This is a genomic window from Rhizobium sp. Leaf453, assembly GCF_001425605.1.
Lineage (GTDB): Bacteria > Pseudomonadota > Alphaproteobacteria > Rhizobiales > Rhizobiaceae > Pararhizobium.
Window position 1 is genome coordinate 165,743 of the sequence record NZ_LMRG01000027.1, and the last position, 18,756, is coordinate 184,498.

Annotated in this window: 14 protein-coding genes and 1 tRNA gene; 9 read left to right on the top strand and 6 right to left on the bottom strand. The window is 60.6% G+C overall.

Features of this window, described 5'->3' with window-relative positions; genetic code table 11:
• Nucleotides 1–13: 13 nt before the first annotated feature.
• The 5 genes from ASG68_RS24065 to rplU form a co-directional block, all read right to left on the bottom strand.
• On the bottom strand, nt 14–2,026 hold the full coding sequence (locus ASG68_RS24065; protein ID WP_062601688.1) for a calcium-binding protein: 2,013 nt from the start codon (nt 2,024–2,026) through the stop codon (nt 14–16).
• Between the two features lie 238 nt (nt 2,027–2,264).
• On the bottom strand, nt 2,265–2,846 hold the full coding sequence (locus ASG68_RS24070) for a GNAT family N-acetyltransferase (protein WP_062586132.1): 582 nt from the start codon (nt 2,844–2,846) through the stop codon (nt 2,265–2,267).
• A complete protein-coding gene (locus tag ASG68_RS24075; protein WP_062586134.1) occupies nt 2,843–3,490 on the bottom strand; it encodes a GNAT family N-acetyltransferase in 648 nt (215 codons plus the stop codon). The genes ASG68_RS24070 and ASG68_RS24075 overlap by 4 nt, the downstream gene beginning before the upstream one ends.
• Nucleotides 3,491–3,618: 128 nt before the next feature.
• On the bottom strand, nt 3,619–3,888 hold the full coding sequence (rpmA, locus tag ASG68_RS24080; RefSeq protein ID WP_062586136.1) for a 50S ribosomal protein L27: 270 nt from the start codon (nt 3,886–3,888) through the stop codon (nt 3,619–3,621).
• A 34-nt stretch (nt 3,889–3,922) separates the two neighbouring features.
• Nucleotides 3,923–4,297: a 50S ribosomal protein L21 gene (gene rplU, locus ASG68_RS24085; protein ID WP_062586138.1), complete on the bottom strand. Its 375-nt coding sequence runs from the start codon at nt 4,295–4,297 to the stop codon at nt 3,923–3,925.
• Between the two features lie 292 nt (nt 4,298–4,589).
• Between rplU and ASG68_RS24090 the strand changes: the two genes are divergently transcribed.
• Nucleotides 4,590–4,679, top strand: a tRNA-Ser gene (locus ASG68_RS24090).
• 121 nt (nt 4,680–4,800) lie between these two features.
• On the opposite strand, the gene rtcR is transcribed toward ASG68_RS24090, so the two are convergent.
• Nucleotides 4,801–6,408 (bottom strand): RNA repair transcriptional activator RtcR, encoded by a 1,608-nt coding sequence (rtcR, locus tag ASG68_RS24095; RefSeq protein WP_062586140.1) that lies wholly within the window; start codon nt 6,406–6,408, stop codon nt 4,801–4,803.
• Between the two features lie 211 nt (nt 6,409–6,619).
• On the opposite strand from rtcR, the gene ASG68_RS24100 reads away from it, so the two are divergent.
• The 8 genes from ASG68_RS24100 (at nt 6,620) to ASG68_RS24140 (ending at nt 18,750) form a co-directional block, all read left to right on the top strand.
• Nucleotides 6,620–8,176: a vWA domain-containing protein gene (locus tag ASG68_RS24100; RefSeq protein WP_062586523.1), complete on the top strand. Its 1,557-nt coding sequence runs from the start codon at nt 6,620–6,622 to the stop codon at nt 8,174–8,176.
• Between the two features lie 1,021 nt (nt 8,177–9,197).
• Complete coding sequence (locus tag ASG68_RS24110; RefSeq protein ID WP_062586145.1) at nt 9,198–10,607, top strand: RtcB family protein; 1,410 nt, start codon at nt 9,198–9,200, stop codon at nt 10,605–10,607.
• 320 nt (nt 10,608–10,927) lie between these two features.
• Entirely contained in the window at nt 10,928–11,680 is a 753-nt protein-coding gene (locus tag ASG68_RS24115) for a response regulator (RefSeq protein WP_062586147.1), read from the top strand.
• The gene (locus ASG68_RS24120) at nt 11,677–13,674 is read left to right on the top strand and encodes a PAS domain S-box protein (protein ID WP_062586150.1); all 1,998 of its coding nucleotides are present in this window, start codon (nt 11,677–11,679) and stop codon (nt 13,672–13,674) included. Before ASG68_RS24115 ends, ASG68_RS24120 begins: the two co-directional genes overlap by 4 nt.
• A 129-nt stretch (nt 13,675–13,803) precedes the next feature.
• The gene (locus tag ASG68_RS24125) at nt 13,804–14,241 is read left to right on the top strand and encodes a globin family protein (RefSeq protein WP_062586152.1); all 438 of its coding nucleotides are present in this window, start codon (nt 13,804–13,806) and stop codon (nt 14,239–14,241) included.
• Between the two features lie 123 nt (nt 14,242–14,364).
• Nucleotides 14,365–16,311: a calcium-binding protein gene (locus ASG68_RS24130; RefSeq protein WP_062586154.1), complete on the top strand. Its 1,947-nt coding sequence runs from the start codon at nt 14,365–14,367 to the stop codon at nt 16,309–16,311.
• Nucleotides 16,312–16,528: 217 nt separating this feature from the next.
• Entirely contained in the window at nt 16,529–17,665 is a 1,137-nt protein-coding gene (locus ASG68_RS24135) for a cache domain-containing protein (protein ID WP_062586156.1), read from the top strand.
• Nucleotides 17,662–18,750: a hypothetical protein gene (locus ASG68_RS24140; protein WP_062610230.1), complete on the top strand. Its 1,089-nt coding sequence runs from the start codon at nt 17,662–17,664 to the stop codon at nt 18,748–18,750. Before ASG68_RS24135 ends, ASG68_RS24140 begins: the two co-directional genes overlap by 4 nt.
• Nucleotides 18,751–18,756: the final 6 nt, after the last annotated feature.

Sequence of the window (18,756 nt, forward strand, 5' to 3'; positions counted from 1 at the left end):
GTCTGCGCCGATCTCATACAAAGAAGAAGTCGTCGGAAACCAGCGCGCCGATCTTGACGTTGTCGATGGTGATCGAGCCGGCAAGGCCGAAATCGATGACGACATCCGACCCGACCTGCCTGGCCGCCGCCTTCAGTTCCGCGAACGTGTCGATCTTGGCATTGTTGATCTCGATGAGATCGGCAACGCCCTTGCCGGCCTTGAAATCCCTGATTTCGTCCGAGCCGAATGTTCCGGCGAAAATGAAGCGGTCATTGTCCAGGCCGCCCGTCAGAACATCGTTGCCACTCTCACCAACGAGGACATCGGCGCCCTTGCCGCCATCCAGCGTATCGGAGCCTGATCCACCATAGAGCGTGTCGGTGCCATCAAGGCCATAGACCTTGTCATTGCCGGCGCCGGCTTTCAGCGTATTGCCGTATTTGCCGAGATTGTTGTCGCCGGTGATGGTATCGGCATGGGATGAGCCGATGACGCTGTTGATGCCTTTGACAACATCCGTGCCATCGGCGCCGGTCGCCTTTTCCTTCAGCAGATTAATGACAACCGAGCCCTTGGCATGGGCGTAGGTCGCCGTGTCGTTGCCGTATGAGCCGTAGATGACGTCGTTCCCCAGTCCGCCCTCAATGAAGTCGTCGCCGCCACGACCGTAGATTTCATCATTGCCGGCCCCGCCGATCAACGTGTCGTCGCCGCCTTTTTCCGAAATATAGTCGTCATCGCCGAGCAACATGTCATTGCCGTCGCCGCCGTCGAGATAATCGTTGCCGTCAAGCTTTCTGCTGCCGACCGCTAGCCCGCCGCGAAGCGTATCGTTGCCCTTGCCGCCCAAAATCTTGTCGTCGCCGAAGCCGCCGGCGATCTTGTCATCGCTGTCGCCACCCTCGATGTAATCTTTGCCGCCACCGGGAAATCCGACGCCGTCATCGCCGGTTATGTCGTCATTGCCGGTGCCGCCCAGCAGAAAATCGTCGCCAAGTCCGCCGACAATCCTGTCATTGCCACTGCCGCCTTCGATACTATCATTGCCAAGCCCACCAAAAAGGATATCGCCGCCTGCCAGACCGTAGATGCGGTCCGCGCCCGCTCCGCCGGAAATCACGTCGGCGCCAAGGTTGGTGCCGTACAGCCTGTCATTGCCGCTACCGGAACTGATCTGCAGGGTTTCGATATTGCTGACGGTCAGGCCAAGTTCGGCAAAGCGGACGGAGCCGTCGTTGCGGGCGGTGGTGGTGATGTCGATCTTCAGGAGGGAGAAAGTGATCGCTGCCGAATCGATGCCGCTGCCGCCATCCACGACCGAGCCTGTCAGAAAGCTGGTATCGACGAAATCGAACGTCAGCGTGTCCTGGTCCGCCCCGCCATAAAGCTGGTCGCCGGCCGCACCGAAGAGCGCATCATTGCCGGCGTCGCCATAAAGCTTGTCACGATAGGTGTCGCCCTTGGCGAACTGCATGGCATAGTCCGATTCCGTGGTGACATCCTTCGGGTTCTTCCAACCCTGCGTACGGTTGTCGATCAGGCGATAGGCGACCAGAAGGTCGCTGCCGCCACCGCCCCGGATCGTATCCGCGCCGACGCCACCATACAGTTTATCGGATCCCGATCCTGCCTCGATCTTGTCGTCGCCCTCGAACCCGAAGACGAGGTTCGCGCCTGAGCCGGCATCGATGTCATCGTCGCCAACGCCGGCATCGATGAAATCATTGCCACCGTCTCCCGAAATGGAGTCTTCACCCTGATTGCCAAAGATGCGGTCGTTGTCATCCCCGCCGCGGATAAGGTCTCCGGCAGCGCCACCATAGAGAAGATCGTTGCCCTCATCGCCGAAGATCTGCACCCTTTTGGACGTATGGCCATATTCCGCCCCGCCATAAATCTTGTCGTCGCCGGCGCCGCCATCAAGGATATCGAGGCCGCCGCGCCCGGTGATGATGTCATTGCCGTCGAAACCATTGATCCGGTCGTCGGTATCCGCCTTGTCGGGCTCAAGGTTGTCAGGATTGTCCGTACCATTGATGATCACGAGCGCCTCCCTGTAAAAATGGCCTGTCAAAATGGATTGTCAGTATTTCGCCGGCGATGCCGGGTTTCGTTTGAAAATTGCTTTGTCGCATCGGGTTCCGCTGCCCCGACCACGGCATCTATCAATACCGGCGCGGTGACGATTTTCACCCTTCCAAACAGAGGGTGTGTGCGCCGGACCAAAAAGTCATTGTCTTGAAATGAAAAGGCCCGCGGTCATACCGCGGGCCTCGATCCTGTCATGCCTTGCGCAGCATCGGTTCCGTGATCCGGGTTTCGATATGGCTGACCATCCCGTTGCGTGCCAGCGCATAGATCTGGGCGCAGCCGGTGATCTCGAAACCGAGCTTCTTCTGCAGCTTCAGCGAGCCTGCATTGTCGGCGAAGACGCCGGAATGCAGGGTGGTGCCGGGCATGCGCCGGAAGAAGCGCTCGATGGCCGCATGGACCGCTTCGCTGGCATAGCCCCGGTTCCAGTAGAACCGGTTCAGCCAGTAGCCGATATCCCATTGGCCATGACGAAGCTCGATGCCGATGCAGCCGATATGGACATCGTCGCCGGTGGTGATCGCCAGTGTCCAGCCGGCAAACAGGCCGGAACCCTGCTTGATCAGCCAATCGAGCGCATCGGCCCGGTGATAGGGAACCGGGACCCGCGCCAGCATGCGCGAGACCTGGTAATCGCTGAGCGACTGCGCCACCGCATCCGCATCGGACAGCCGGTGCGGACGCAGGACGAGACGTGCGGTTTCGATCGTCGGGCAGGGGCCGGGATCGGGACGGGCAGCGGCCTTGGGCCGTTCGCGGAGGTGAGCGGTCATCTCATGCCTCCCCAGCTGCGCAACGAGATCCAGGTCTTGCGGTCGAGCCGATACCATTCGACCGACATCATGCCGCCAAGTGCCAGGCTGTCGACCATGCCGGAACCCTGGAACTGGTAGCCGCACTTCTGGATGACCCGCCGCGAGGCGACGTTCATGACCCGGCAGCGCGCATCGATCTGGTCGATGTCGCGGGTCCGGAAAGCCATGTCGGTCAGCGCCTGTGCGGCTTCCGTCGCGTAACCCTTGTTCCAGTGCGGTTCGCCCAGCCAGTAGCCGAGCTCCGCCGTCCTGCCATCGGGATGCGGCTCGATACCGCAGCAACCGAGAAATGCGCCATTATCCGCTTTGGTAATCGCATAGACGCACTTGCCAATCGCGCCCGTTTTCGTACGGCGTACGAAGTCCGCGGCGTCGGCCACCGTGTAGGGGTGCGGCATGCGCGAAACCATGGTGGCGATATTGGCGTTGTTGGCAAGATGGGCAAGGGCGTCGATATCGTCTTCATGGGGCGCGCGCAAAACGAGCCGGGGCGATAACAATATCGGGCAATCGGTCCTTGACCGTTCAGGCCTTGGCCTGGAATCAGGCGCCGGCGCCTGCGAAGACCGGGATTGGTCTTCCCTCAACAATTCGGTTTGCATCTCAAGTCCTCCAAAGACACGAAAAAGGGGAGTTGGGTATTGCCCCATCTCCCCTTTTGATCTTTGGCGAAAACCAGATGCGGTCAGCCGGGTCGATGAGACGCCGGCTGTTTTAGAGCGCTACCGGCTTATTCCGCTGCTTCGGCTTTCGGCATTACAGACACGTACACGCGGCCATTGGCCTTCGTACGGTAGTCAACATTGCCGGCCGTAAGTGCAAAAATGGTGTGGTCCTTGCCGAGGCCGACATTGGCGCCCGGATGCCACTGCGTACCGCGCTGACGCACGATAATGTTGCCTGCGACGACGACTTCGCCGCCGAACTTCTTCACGCCGAGGCGCTTGGAGTTGGAATCGCGACCGTTACGCGAGGAACCGCCAGCTTTTTTGTGTGCCATGGGTGTTCTCCTTTAAACCTTCAGATCCGTTGTCTCAGTTTGCGGCTTCAGCGGCAGCGTCGTCGGACTTCTTGGAAGCCTTCTTCGCCTTGCCTGCAGCAGCAGCGATGTCCAGAATACGGACAGTCGTCTGATGCTGGCGATGACCGCGGGTGCGCTTCGAGTTCTGGCGGCGACGCTTCTTGAAGGCGATGACCTTCTTGGCGCGGCCCTGTTCCACAACTTCGGCGCTGACAACGGCACCTTCGACAAACGGAGCACCGATGGTTGCGTCGGCGCCGACGCCGACCATCAGGATCTCGGTGAATTCGATCTTGTCGCCTGCAACGCCGTCGAGCTTTTCGATCGTGACGACATCGTTGGCGGCCACGCGGTACTGCTTACCGCCGGTCTTGATGACTGCGAACATTTTTTATCCTTTCATGTTCGTTCCGGCTCTTTACCGAAAGGGCAAGGCCGTCTTTTTGGTCAGTCGGGATGACAAGGTCTTTCGGCCTTGCCGGTGAACGGGCACAATAGAAACCCGGCGCGGTGAGGACATGCCACACCACTTCGATTGCGCGAATTACTGGAAGGTACGAAAACTGTCAAGGCGAAACACACGGACGTTCTTGATTTTCCTTGCAATGCCCTCTTGTCATCGCCGACAACTGTCGCTATGAACCGCGTCGCGCTGAACAAGCGTCGACCAAGGATGACCCGGAGAGGTGGCTGAGAGGTCGAAAGCACCGCACTCGAAATGCGGCATACGGGCAACCGTATCGTGGGTTCGAATCCCACCCTCTCCGCCATCACCCCCTTTGACTTTCAGTGCGTTTCTAAGGTTCCGGCTCCGCCATTCCGCGAATAGCGCCCTCGCTGAGCGCGCGACAATCACCGTCAGTGCGAAACCGCGTTCTTATCTGCGGCGCCCTAATCCCGTTTCCTGACATCGTCGAACTTGAGGTCGAAGCGGGCCAGGTATTTTGTCAGGCGGTCGGCGTCGTTGCTGCTTTTCTTTTCCAGTCGTGAATGGGCGAACAGGGCGCGGCCGGCGGCGCTGATTGATGTGTTTTCGCAGCATGTATGGAGAACCGCGGCGAGTTGGACTGCGTCGAACCGGTCCAGATGAGCCGCGATTTCAGTGCCGAGAATATCTTCGAGTATGGTGTCACGCGTTTCCTCGCCGGCTGACGAGCGCCAGAAGTGGTTCAGTCGATTGACTTCGTCATCGACAACATCCGTCGTGATGCGCCCGTGCGGTGCCAGCGTCGCCATGCGGGTGACGCTGGCGGAGAGATCGCGGAAGTTGGCGTTCCATAGTCCCTGCGGGCCGGTTGCGAAGGCAAGGTAGCGCTCGCGGGCTTCCTTGTTGAAGGTGATGTTTTCGCCCTCGCGTTCCAGGTAGCGCCTGAGCTCGAAGTCGAGATTGGGTTCGATATCCTCCTTGCGGTCACGCAGCGGCGGCAGCTGGAAGGTCCAGAGATTGAGGCGCGCAAAAAGGTCCTCGCGGAACTTTCCCTTGCGGACGTCTTCACCGAGGTCGCGGTTGGTGCCGGCCAGCAGCTGAAAATCGGCGGAGGATTCCCGGTCGGCGCCGACGGGAAGGAATCGCTTCTCCTCAATCGCGCGCAGACACATGGCCTGTTCGTCGAGACCGAGTTCGCCGATCTCGTCCAGGAACAGCACGCCCTTGTCGGCGGATTTCAGCAGTCCGGACCGCTCGCTCGCCGCACCCGTAAAGGCGCCCTTCACATGGCCGAACAAGGTTGACATGGCCTGGTCGCCGCGCAGCGTGGCGCAATTGACCTCGACGAATGCGCCGCTGACCTTGCGCCGGCTTTTCTTGAGCTCGTAGATCCTGCGGGCGAGCTGGGATTTTCCCGCTCCCGTCGGGCCGGTCAGGAGAACTGGAGCCGCCGAGCGGATGACCACGCGCTCGATCTGGTCGATCATCCGGTTGAAGGCCGCATTGCGCGTCGAAATGCCAGATTTCAGAAACGAGGTCGCGTCTTCGCGTTCGGAGGCGAAGCGCTTGGCGATCTCGTCATACCGGGAGAGGTCGAGATCGATGATCCTGTGCGTTCCGGCAAAATCCTGCTCGGGTTCGCGGTCGCGTGGCGGCGAGAGCTGCAGCAGCTGGCCGGGAATGATGCGCGCCTCGGTGAGAAGGAACCAGCAGATCTGGGCCACATGGGTGCCGGTGGTGATGTTGACGAGATAGTCTTCCGTATCGGGATCGAAGGGATAGTTCCGGGAAAAATCCCGAAGGTTGGTGTAGACTTCGGAAAAATCCCACGGATCCCGGAAGTTTATGACATTGCTGCGAACGACGGTTGCCGGCGACACGGTTGCGATGTCGGCGGTGATCCGGTTGGCGAGCGCGGTTGAATGGTTATCGTGGATCAGTTCCAGCCGGTCGATGAACAGGCCGGATTGCTGGCAAAGCCCGACATTGGGACGCCAGCGGCTCCAGCGATTGTCCCATTTGCCCATATCGAGGGTGGTTCCCAATATGCTGATGGCCACACGCCGCTTCATGTCTTATCCAAATTTATAAATTACGATATCGGCGTATAATTTATGAGAGATCTTTGACTTTGGCAATTTTCTCAAACATTTCGCTATCGAAATCTTTTTCGTTATTAATAACAGCTAGATAGAAGAAATAATCATTCGGTTTTCGGTGGTTTCACCAAACTGGCACGCGTCTTGAAATGTATCTGGCATGAACCAACCCAAAGGTGTTGTCATGGTCAACAAGGCGATCTTCAAAACCTATCTCGGAAAATTGCTTCCGGGCACAGACACGAAAAACAACCACGGTGCGCCGGCCTACCAGCTGACGCCGCGCGAGGCGCTGGCGCAGTATGCGGTGACCGGCACATTCAATGGAACCTTCTATGCCGATGCTGCCGAGCAGCTGGAGGCCGTCAAGGCGCTGGCCGTTCAGGTCGAGCCGGAATTCCTGGCCAAGGTGGCCGTGCATGCGGCCGAGAAAGGTCACATGAAGGATATGCCGGTGATGCTTCTGGCGTTGCTATCCAGCCTTCAGAGCGATGCCTTTTCCCGTGCGTTTCCGCGTGTGGTGAAGAGCGGCAAGATGCTGCGCGGCTTCGTCCAGGTGATGCGGTCGGGAGCGACCGGCCGCAAGTCGCTGGGAACGCGTCCGAAAAAGCTGGTTCAGGCCTGGCTGGAACGGGCAAGCACCGAGCAGATCCTGCGCGCGATGGTCGGCAACGATCCTTCGCTCGCCGACGTGATCCGCATGGTGCATCCGAAGCCGGCCTCGGACGAGCGCAAGGCGCTCTATGCCTGGGCGATCGGCAAGCCGTATGACCATGCGGCATTGCCGGAACTGGTCAAGGCATTGGACGCATTCCGGCGGGATCCGTCGGGGCCGCTGCCGGACGTGCCGTTCCAGATGCTGACCTCGCTGCCGCTGACGCCGGAACACTGGGCGGAAATCGGTGCCAAGGGCGGCTGGCAGATGGTTCGGCAGAACCTCAACACCTTCGCGCGTAACGGCGTGTTCGAGGTCGAGGGTTTTGCCGGGATGCTGGCGGCGCGGCTTGCCGATCCGGAGGAAATCCGCAAGGCGAAGGTCTTCCCCTATCAGCTGATGATGGCGTGGAAGATGGTCGATGGCCAGGTTCCGGATGTCGTGCGCGATGCGCTGCAGGACGCGATGGATGTCGCCATCGCCAACGTACCGTCGCTGACCGGCAATGTCGTGCTCTGCCCGGATGTGTCCGGCTCCATGGGTTCGCCCGTGACCGGCTATCGCAAGGGCGCAACCTCCGCGGTGCGCTGCATCGATGTCGCCGGTCTGATGACCGCGGCGTTCCTGCAGCGGAATCCGAAGGCGCGGGTGCTGCCGTTCGAGAATGACGTGGTCAATGTCAGCCTCAACCGGCGGGACTCGGTGATGACCAATGCCGGCAAGCTGGCGGCCATCGGTGGGGGCGGAACGAACTGCTCGGCACCGCTGCGGCGGCTCGCCAACGAGAAGGCGAAGGTCGATCTCGTCGTGTTCATCTCGGACAACGAGTCCTGGAGGGATGCGGGCAGGAATGGCCAGCCGACGGCTGTGATGACGGAATGGGAACGGATCAAGCGGGTCAACCCGGCTGCAAAGCTGGTCTGCCTCGATATCCAGCCGCATGCCACCACGCAGGCGCCGACGCGGGATGACGTGCTCAACATCGGCGGTTTCTCGGATGCCGTCTATGGGGTGATTGCGGCCTTCGCGGCCAACGAGAATGGAGTTGACGGCTGGGTGAAGACCATCGAGGCGATCGAGTTCTGAAAGACGAAGCAAGACCCCGCGCCGCCGTGAACGGCGCGGGAGACCGTGACGAATGCCGGATGAAACTACAGGCTGTTAACCTCCAGGTCGCGGGTTCAAATCCCGCCAGGGTCTCCAACTATGACCCTGTAGCTCAGCGGATAGAGCAGGACGTTTCACCACACCTCGTCGTCACGGACGAATGGAATGACATGGCGAATGCAAAGGAAACTACATCGGCCGCGGCGGGTTCGAATCCCGCAGGGGAAGTCACGTTCCCATTCTGGTAGCGGATGTTTCCTTATCACTCGTCGTCATGACGGACTGAGGCCAAGGGCCGGAAACGATACAGGTGCTCCGCGAATGGAGTTGCAGGTTCGAAGCCTGCTCCGCCGTCACCTCCCTCGCTGGGGGACCGGCGGAAAGTTTCCGGTCTTGCCTGTTGCAAGACTTGCAGCGGCGAATGCCGGACGGAACTACAGCGCCCACCATGGGATGGTCTGGCAGGTTCGACTCCTCCTTGGCATACGCTCTCTGGCACGAGCGGGACCATCCGGTTTCGTCCACCCTCGTCGCCGCTGCATGGTTTGCACGAGCCCTGCCCCGCAGGGCGGAATGACCCGGCAAATGCCGGCAGGACTACAGGTAGAGCAACCCGCCGAATTTCCGGTGTGGTGTGTCGGATGTTCAAATCATCCCGTATCTCCGAAGGGAATGCGTAGCTCAGGGAAAACTGTCCTGCCACCCTTGTTGCTGGGGCTTGAATGAACGGAAGACCCGGCGAATGCCGGCAGGACTACACGGAAAGAGCATCCCGTCATTGTCTGACGGGAAGGTCGGATGTTCGAATCATCCCGGTTGCCGCAAGGTCACGCGTAGCTCAGCAATTCGTCCTGCCAAGCTCGTCGCCGGGACGACGAGACGACCCTGGGCGAATGCCGCCGGAGACAAGTCTCCGGCACATGCCTGTCGCCCAGGGGATGGAACGAAACGAAAGCGAAAAAGAAGGACTGCGGACGCAGAAAAGACAATGACGGAAGTAATGAGCGGACAGGATTTGATCGATGCCGGCATGAGCCAGGGCAAGTGGTTCCGTGAGGCGCTGGAAGCAGCCAACCGGGTGCTCAGTGATGGCGGCTCGGCCGCCGATGCACTGGCAATCGCGCTCGGCTATCAGCCAGGCCCGACCCTGCCGCTCAAGGCGCCGAACGACGTGCCGATCCATATGAACATCAGAGCCGAAGATGCCTTCGAACGGGATAATATCGACAAGGTGACGGCGACGATGCGCGAGCTTGCCCGCACGCCGGTCGTTCGCGCGGCCGCGATCATGCCCGATGCCTGCCCTTCCGGGCCGGTGGGCACGATCCCGGTTGGCGGCGTGGTGGCGTCGGAGGCCATTCATCCTGGCATGCATTCGGCCGATATCTGCTGCTCGATGGCGATCTCGATCTTTCCCGGTGCGGAGCCGAAGGCCTTGCTGGATGCCGTGCAGGCGGTCACGCATTTCGGCCCCGGGGGACGTCCGCGCGGAGCCCAGATCAAGCCCTCCGAGGCGACCCTCTCGGCCTTTCAGGACAACCCGTTGCTGAAGGAGATCGTGGGGGTCGGCATCGAGCACTTCGCCACGCAGGGTGACGGCAACCATTTTGCCTATGTCGGGCAGATGAAATCCACCGGTGAGACAGCGCTTGTCACGCATCATGGGTCGCGTGCACCGGGCGCACGGCTCTATGATCGGGGTATGAGGCTCGCCAACAGGTTCAGGGAGGTGTTTTCACCCGAAACGCATCGGGAGAATGCCTGGATTCCGGCCGAGAGCGAAGAAGGGGAAATGTACTGGTCGGCGCTGCAGGCGATCCGTCAGTGGACGAAGGAGAACCATTACGCCATCCACGACATGGCGGCGGAGAAACTGGGCGCCAAGGCGAGCGACCGCTTCTGGAACGAGCACAATTTCGTCTTCCGCAAGTCCGACGGCCTGTTCTACCACGGCAAGGGAGCGACGCCGGCCTTCGACAAATGGGCCGCCGATGCGACCGATCTGACGATCATTCCGCTCAACATGGCGGAATCGATCCTGATCGTGCGCGGCTCGAACGCGGCCCATGGCCTCGGTTTCTCGCCGCATGGGGCAGGACGTAACTTCTCGCGAACGGGGCATATGCGCCGTCTCAGCGAGGAATTCGGTGCCGATAGCCGGGGGCTCAGCCCGAACAACATCGCCGATATCATGGCGAGGGAAACACCCGGGCTCGATGCCCGCTTCTTCTGCGGTGCTCCGGATGTTTCGGAACTGCCAAGCGCCTACAAGAATGCCGCCAATGTCCGGTCCCAGATCGAACATTACGGCCTTGCCGAGATCGTGGACGAGGTCATCCCTTACGGCAGCATCATGGCTGGCGATTGGCAGAAGAACGCGCCCTGGAGAAAGCGGCGCGACAAGCGATGACAGATGCGCCAGCCGCTTCCTATCAAGGGAGCGGCTGGCGTCGTTGATCGTCCGGTGATCCGTCTCGGAAGGACCCTTATTCATCGCTTTTGCGCATCGGCGCCGCACCTTTGGAGTCTGGTTCGGCATTGTCGGATGCTGCACGAAACCACCAACATCAAGTTGTGTGTGCGGTTTTCCTGATATAACCTTGTTCGATCCTGCGTGTCGGGCATGATGTTTCGAATAATTCAGCATCATGCCGCGTCTGATTGCGCAGATCGGGGTTTCCGGGGAACGGCAGGTGGGGTCGTTTTGATCCGGACTGGGCGGGCGAACATATGAGCGAAAGTCTTTCCGCGCGATTGCCGCGTCTCATCGTCGTGGACGATGAGGAGCAGCTGCGCGACATGATTGCGGAATATCTGGAGAAGGGCAGTTTTTCGGTTCGCACGGCATCGGGCGGCGTTGCGCTCGACCAACTCCTGGCGGCGGAAGAGGCGGACCTGCTGCTTCTCGATGTCAATATGCCGGATGAAGACGGGTTTTCCATCACGCGGCGTCTGCGCGCCACAAGCAGCATCCCGATCATCATGCTGACCGCCGCTGACGACACCGTCGACAAGGTCGTCGGCCTGGAGATGGGCGCGGACGATTATATTACCAAGCCTTTCGATCTGCGCGAACTGAAGGCGCGTGTTCGGGCGGTGCTGAGGCGCCATCAGAGTGCCGCGCCGGTCGTGCGGATCTTATCGGCCGAACCGGAGCGATCCGTGAAATTGCAGCCTTTCGGCAAGTTGCTGCTCGATACCGAGGCGCGCTGCCTGGTGCACACGGACGGGACCCAGGAACCCTTGACGGCGATGGAATTCGATCTCATCCACGTCTTCCTGCAGAACCCCGATCGTGTGCTGACGCGTGACCGGCTGCTTGATCTCGCCCACAAGCGGGACAATGACCCTTTCGACCGCAGTATCGATGTGCGGGTGACGCGCATTCGCAAGAAGATCGAGATCGATCCTGCCAAGCCCCAGACCATCAAGACCGTCAGAGGGGCCGGATACATCTATGTGCCGGGGAAGCATACGCTATGACCGAGGCCATTCAGGAAAGTGAGGGGACCGTGTCCGAGAGCGCCTCTGCCGGCGATCCGGCACTGCTCTCCATGCTTTTTGCTGGGCTGCTGAATTGCGCCGCCCATATCGATCGCACCTGCCGCTACCGCTCCGTCAATCAGGCGTTTCTGGATTTCGTCGGGCGTCCCGAGCAGGCAGTGATCGGCCGCGCGGTGCGCGACATATTGGGCGATACGGTCCACAAGGCCTGCGAACTGATGATCGAACAGCTCCGGCCGGGCGAGAGCGTTCGGCGCGAGGGATGGCTGGATTGTGGGCCGCGCGGCACGCGTTACCTGGTGCGGGCGCTGACGGCCCTGCCGGCTGGGATTTCGTCGGGCTTCATGGTCGTCTTGCGGGACGAGACCGAATTGCATCTGCAGAAGCAGGATATCGCCGACCGGATCGAGGCGCAGAAGGCGAGCGACGCCTATCATGCGGCCATCGTCCGGACCGCGCTCGATGCGGTCGTCGTCATCGATGAAGCCGGTCTGGTCGTCGATTTCAATCCGGCTGCCGTGTCCATCTTCGGCTATAGCCGCGAGGCGGCAGTCGGATCGCAGATTGCCGACCTGATCATTCCGCATGCTTTGCGCGCGGCCCATAGCCATGGCATGAAGTCCTATCTGGACAGCGGTGTGAGCCGGGTTCTCGGGAAGCGCCTCGAACTGGAGGCCCTGCGCGCCGACGGGACGCAGATCCCGGTGGAGCTGACCATCACCGACGTGACGCTGGGGACAAAACGATTGTTCGCCGCGCATCTGCGCGACCTGACCGCCGTTCGCGAAGCGCAAGCGGAAATCGAACGTCAGGGCGAGGCGCTGCACCAGAAGGACAAGCTTGCAGCGCTGGGATCATTGCTCGCCGGCGTCGCACACGAATTGAACAATCCGCTGTCGATCGTCATCGGCCAGGCCATGATGCTGCGGGAGAAGGTCACCGAAGCCACGGCCGGTCAGGTTTCCGGCGAGGAACTCGCGCAGCGGAGCGCCAAGATCGAGAATGCCGCCAATCGTTGCGCGCGAATCGTGCGCAGCTTTCTCGACATGGCGCGGCAACGCAAGACGGAGCGGCAGGCTGTGTCTCTGCAGCATCTGGTCGGCGAAGTGCTCGAACTCCTGAAATACAACCTGCACAGTTCCGCCGTGATCATCGAGACGGACGTTGCCGAGAGCTTGCCCTCGCTCTGGGTCGACCGGGACCAGATCCATCAGGTTCTCATCAATCTCGTGATCAATGCCCATCAGGCGCTGGAGGAAAAGCGCGATGGAGAGCGGCGTATCCGCATCAAGGCACAATCATTGCCGGCGGAGGGCGTGATGCTGCTGAGCGTTGCCGACAATGGTCCAGGCATTTCGCCGGACATCCGCTCGCGCATCTTCGATCCGTATTTCACCACCAAGCCACAGGGTTTTGGCACCGGTATCGGGCTTGCTGTCTCGCGCGGCCTGATCGAGGCGCATGGTGGTACGCTCGATCTTGAAAGCAATGTGGGGAATGGCGCCTGTTTCGTCCTTCGGTTGCCGCTGGGATCGGGGGTGTTGTCCGGTGACGACGGCACGCTTGCCGAAGCCGAGCTGATGCCCGTCGCGGCAAACAGACAGCTTCTCGTTATCGACGACGAGGCCGATATTGCCGAGCTCCTCAGTGAAATGGCCGGACAGCTGGGTTTCGACATTGTTGTTGCCGAGAGCGGGCAAGCCGCAAAAGCGCGGCTGGAGCGTGGCGATTTCTCGCCGGCCGCCATTCTCTGCGACATTCACATGCCGGGTGGCGATGGCCCGTCCTTCTATGGGTGGCTCGAGACGGCTCATCCCGAGCTGACGAATCGAATCGCCTTCGTGACCGGCGATATGCTTGGCCCTGCGGCAGGCCGTTTCCTGGCCCGCTCCGGTTGTCCGGTGATTGAAAAGCCGTTCACCCCTCAGGATATTCGCCGCATCATTCGCTCGCTTGCCGCGCATGATGGATAAATCTGCGAAAATCTTCGTTTCAGGTTCGCGCTGAAACAATTGAAACATTTCTGCGCATTTCGCGAACTTCAACTGAAACATTCGCCTGCGATTGTCTGCTCATAGCAAGACAACTGCAGGAGAATGGAGATGCAGGAAACCGAAATCGCGCTGCTGGAAAGCAGCTTTTCCGAAGTGTTCAAAGTTCGCGATGATGCCGCGGCACTGTTTTACGAGCGGCTTTTCATCCACGATCCCTCGCTCAAGCCGATGTTCGCCAAGGCTGACCTGCGCGATCAGGGCAAGAAGTTGATGATGGCGCTGGCGCTTGTCGTCGGCGCCCTGCGTAAGCTCGACACCGTTGTACCCGCCTTGCGGGGACTGGCCGTCAAGCACAATGGCTACGGCGTTCGCGACGAGCATTATGCCACGGTTGGTGCCGCCCTGCTGGAGACGCTTTCGCTCTTCTTCGGCGCGCGTTTCTCCCCCGAACTGCATGCTGCCTGGGCGAAAGCCTACGGCACGGTGAGTGCCGTCATGATCGAGGCCGCTCATGAACAGCCGCGGCCCATGGCTGCAGCATCCTGAAAAGCCGGCGGTTCTCCGCCACATCTCGACATTCCGGGTTCTCCTCCTGGCGCAAGCCAGGCGGAGAAACTCGTTCTTTTTATTGAAAAAAGCGCTGAACGCGCATCAAAGGGAGCATGAATAATGGCTATCAAATATACAGGCACGACCGGAGGCGACACGCATATCGGTATTGTCAACGAGCAAAATAACATGTTTGGCCTGGGAGGCCACGACGTGCTGGGTGGAGGTGATCTATCCGATTACATCGAGGGGGGGGATGGCTACGACACCCTGTCCGGACTTGGCGGTTCGGATACGCTGGATGGCGGTGCCGGCAATGACAAGCTGGACGGCGGCGACGGCGGCGATTGGTTGCTCGGAGGCGATGGAGACGACAAGCTCTTCGGTGGCGCGAGCGACGATATCCTCAACAGCGGCATTGGAAATGACGAACTCGATGCTGGAACCGGCGATGATGTCATTTATCTGGGGGGCCAAGCCGGGGATCTGAAAACCGTTGTTGCAGGGGCAGGTGACGATGAAATCAATGCAGGCCTCGGCAAGGACGTGATCAATGGCGGGGCCGGCGAGGATCTCGTCAGGTATAATACCGCCCAAGACAAGGTCACGGTGGACCTGCAGGCCGGTCTCGGTTCGCAGGGCGCAGCGGGCGATGTCTACGGCTTTATCGAGAATGTCATCGGCTCCGGCTATGACGATGTCCTGATCGGCAACGGAACTTACAATGTATTGAAGGGCAATAACGGAAATGATCTCGTTCGCGGCGGCGCCGGGGGCGATCATCTCGACGGTGGGGGCAATATCGATACGCTCGACTACAGGACGTCGGATCTCGGCGTGACGATCGATCTCGCCAAGGGCACGGCTTCGGGCGGCGACGCTCAGGGCGATCAGTTTTACAGCTTCGAGAATGTCACCGGCAGCGAAGTCGCCGATCTCCTGGCGGGGGATGCGGGCGCTAACGTGCTTTCCGGCCGGGATGGAAACGATCGCCTCACGGGTGGAGCGGGAGCCGATCAGTTGCAGGGCGGAGCAGGCGACGACACCGCTTCCTACGCCGGTGCGGCCGCGGGATTGATCGCGAACCTTGCCGATGCCACGGCCAATAGCGGCGATGCATTCGGCGACGTCTATACGTCGATCGAAAACCTGATTGGTTCCACCTTTGGCGACCAGTTGCTCGGCAATGCGAGTGTCAACGCGATTTCCGGTGGCGATGGTAACGATACCCTGTCCGGCGGCGCAGGTGGGGACAGGCTTTCGGGTGGCGCGGGAACGGATACGGCCTCTTATTCGGGCGCAGCCCAGGGCCTTACCGGAAGCCTCGCGGATGTGTCCGTCAATAGCGGCGATGCCAAGGGTGACAGCTATTCGTCGATCGAGAACCTGGCCGGCTCCGCCTTTGCGGACAAGCTGTTCGGCAATTCTTCGGCCAATGTGCTTTCGGGGGGCGATGGCAATGATACGCTGACCGGCGGTGGCGGCGCCGATGCGCTGAAGGGCGGGTCCGGCTCGGACACGGCCTCCTATGCAGGAGCTGCGGCCGGCGTGGTCGCAAACCTCGTGGATGCGTCCGTCAATAGCGGCGACGCCGAGGGCGACAGCTATTCGTCGATCGAGAACCTGACCGGCACCTCCTTCGCTGACACGCTGACCGGCAGCTCCGCATCCAACATATTGATGTCCGGTTCCGGCAATGACGTTTTGACGGGCGGCGGCGGTGCGGACAGGCTTTACGGTCAGGGCGGCACCGATACCTTCGTCTTCAAGGCGCTGGTAGATTCGACGGTAGCAGAGGCCGGGCGGGATACGATCTTCGATTTCAGCCATGCGGCGGGCGATCGGATCGATCTGTCGGCCATCGATGCGGTGAGCGACACATCCGGCAACCAGGCCTTCAGCTTCAAGGGTACGGCCGCATTCACCGGCAAGGACGGCGAACTGCGTTTCGTGAAGGCTGAAAGCGACACCTACATCTACGGCGACACAAACGGTGACAAGACTGCCGATTTCTCTATCCATGTGGATGGCGCCGTAACGCTGGTCGCAGGCGACTTCATCCTTTAATCGTCTATCACGACCAGACCCGGCGGCGATCTCCGGATCATTGCCGGGTCTGCTTTCGAGCCCTGCCTGGAGAGACGGCTGCAGCTTGACCTATCTTTCGTATCACGCTTCGCCGCTGCCACGGCCATCACCCCAAAAATAACTCATTTTCCTCCCTGTCGGCTGGAAATACGGCATTGTAAAAGATTTCGAGGGGATTTCTGACAGGTGGATGAGGATGAGATTTCGGCGCAGCGCACCTATCGCGATCATTGTCGCGATCGTTCTTGTCGTGGCCGGTGCCGCCACCATTTCCAACCGTCTGTTTTCGGGCATGACGGATGCCGTCGAGGCGGACCAGTTCCGGACGATGGGAGCGATCGTCGAGACGGCGATCCGGGAGGCGGAAAACAAGGCGCTGGCCCGCGCAGAATTGCTCGCCGATCTGCCGACTGTGCAACGGTTGCTTGGCGCGGGAGACAGGGCAGGGCTGGAGGCCGAGCTGTCGCGCATGTTTGCCAACCAGAAGGCGCGGCACGGCGTCGATCAGGTCCAGTTCCACACGCCGCCGGCGACATCCTTCCTACGGCTGCACGATCCGGCGACCTTCGGTGATGACCTGACGGCCTTCCGTCCGCTGGTCGTTGCCGTCAACCGTGAACGCGTGCCGATGAAGGGCGCTGCTGTCGCGCGCAGCGGTCCGGCGATTTTCGGCGTTTCGCCTGTTTTCGATGCTGCCGGAAAGCACATCGGCAGTGTCGAGTTGGGTATAGATTATGGGCCGCTGATGGCCGCGCTGAAAACGGCCTATGGAATCGATCTCGGATTGTTCATCGAAGAGCCGGTCCTCAAGCAATATGCACAGGGCGTGGATCCCGAGCGTATGGGCGAGGAAAACCGGGTCGGCCGCTTCATCCGTTTCGAAGCCACGAATGCGCAACTGATCGCGCAACTGGCCGGCGCCCAGGATATTGCGGTCGTCAACGAACCCGTCCGTTATGTCCGCGAGGCGCAGGGCCTGGTGCGCGGGGTCCTGCTGCTGCCGGTCAACAGTGCGTCCGGAACGCCGCTCGGCGTCATTGCCGCGACGATGGATTTCAGTGCTTCGCGGGCCGCTGTGAACCGGTCGTTGATCTGGCAGGTCGTGATCACGCTGGTCGCCATCCTGACGCTTGCCGGTTTCGTCATCGTCGTGCTGCGCGGCTTTCTTCTGAGACCTCTGCAGGTGCTCGGCGAACGTTTCGACGCGGTCAGCGCCGGAGAGCCGTTGACGCCGATCGAAGGGGCCGAAACCTTTCCGAGCGAGATGCAGCCCTTCGTCGCCCTCTACGACAAGGTGAGGGCGCGCCGCAGCGAGTCGGACAAGACGTCATGAGAGGTGTCTTCCGCTTTTTCCTAATCGTTCTCGGTTGCATCATTCTCGCTGTCTCCAGCATGTCGGCACCGGCCATGGCCGCGCCTGACCTGCCGCGTGACAGCGGCTTGCCTCTTATTGTCCAGGCCGGTGCCTCCTTCCTGAAGCTGGAAGGCTTTGATGAAAATGCCGGAACTTTCCGCGCCACGGTGGATATCCGTCTGCGCTGGACGGACAAGCGACTTGCGAAAACCGGTGCCGCCGCCAGTTCACCGCCCGAGACGCTGCGCGACAGCGCTGCCGAGGAGCGGATGAAGGCGATCTGGGTGCCGCCGGTCGTGCTGGCCAACCAGAGCGGCGAGGCGGCACTATCGGACTATGGGCTTCGTATCTATCCGAGCGGTCGCGTTGAACTCCTGCACCGCGTGACCGCCGATTTCAGCGTCGATGTGGATGTCGCGCGGTTCCCGTTCGACCGGCAGCGTCTGACCATCAATATGGCGGTCGCGGGGCTGACGGTTGCGGAAGTGGCGCTGCGGTTCGATCAGTCCGATATCGATTACAGCCGCCCTTCGGCCAATGCGGAGCTTCCCGGCTGGAGCATCGGCCTTGTCGATCTGCGCAGCATTCCGCAACCGGGCTGGTATAACAGCACGCATGCGCAGGTGATCGCTTCGCTGGACGTGACCCGGCAGCCCGGCGTCGTCGTGGCGTCGATCTTCATTCCGCTCTTCGCCTCGCTGCTCATTCCGCTGCTGGCGATCTGGCTGAACCACATGGAAGACGGTGTTTTCCAGGTCGATACCCATGAAATGGTCAACATCATCATCGGCGGCCTGTTTGCCGTGATTGCGCTGAATTTCACCGTCTACAGCACCTATGTGGTGCTCTCGAGCGGTGACAATACGGTCAACCGCCTGTTTGCGCTAAATTATTTGACGCTGGCCCCGGCCCTGTTCATCAATATTCTGTTTGCCCGGTTCAATCTCGTGAGCCGGATGTTCGGCCCCTACGTGCAGGAACAGGCCTATATGGTGCTGATGTGGGCGGTCCCGAGCCTGATCCTCATCTTGGCGACATCCTTCATGCTGGTCGCCTACGTCTGATCATCC

Coding starts and splice junctions, on each gene's coding strand:
- rplU (WP_062586138.1), bottom strand. CDS start 4,297: ATGTTCGCAGTCATCAAGACCGGCGGTAAGCAGTACCGCGTGGCCGCC.
- ASG68_RS24125 (WP_062586152.1), top strand. CDS start 13,804: ATGCAGGAAACCGAAATCGCGCTGCTGGAAAGCAGCTTTTCCGAAGTG.
- rpmA (WP_062586136.1), bottom strand. CDS start 3,888: ATGGCACACAAAAAAGCTGGCGGTTCCTCGCGTAACGGTCGCGATTCC.
- ASG68_RS24140 (WP_062610230.1), top strand. CDS start 17,662: ATGAGAGGTGTCTTCCGCTTTTTCCTAATCGTTCTCGGTTGCATCATT.
- ASG68_RS24075 (WP_062586134.1), bottom strand. CDS start 3,490: ATGCAAACCGAATTGTTGAGGGAAGACCAATCCCGGTCTTCGCAGGCG.
- rtcR (WP_062586140.1), bottom strand. CDS start 6,408: ATGAAGCGGCGTGTGGCCATCAGCATATTGGGAACCACCCTCGATATG.
- ASG68_RS24130 (WP_062586154.1), top strand. CDS start 14,365: ATGGCTATCAAATATACAGGCACGACCGGAGGCGACACGCATATCGGT.
- ASG68_RS24070 (WP_062586132.1), bottom strand. CDS start 2,846: ATGACCGCTCACCTCCGCGAACGGCCCAAGGCCGCTGCCCGTCCCGAT.
- ASG68_RS24110 (WP_062586145.1), top strand. CDS start 9,198: ATGAGCGGACAGGATTTGATCGATGCCGGCATGAGCCAGGGCAAGTGG.
- ASG68_RS24120 (WP_062586150.1), top strand. CDS start 11,677: ATGACCGAGGCCATTCAGGAAAGTGAGGGGACCGTGTCCGAGAGCGCC.
- ASG68_RS24115 (WP_062586147.1), top strand. CDS start 10,928: ATGAGCGAAAGTCTTTCCGCGCGATTGCCGCGTCTCATCGTCGTGGAC.
- ASG68_RS24135 (WP_062586156.1), top strand. CDS start 16,529: ATGAGATTTCGGCGCAGCGCACCTATCGCGATCATTGTCGCGATCGTT.
- ASG68_RS24100 (WP_062586523.1), top strand. CDS start 6,620: ATGGTCAACAAGGCGATCTTCAAAACCTATCTCGGAAAATTGCTTCCG.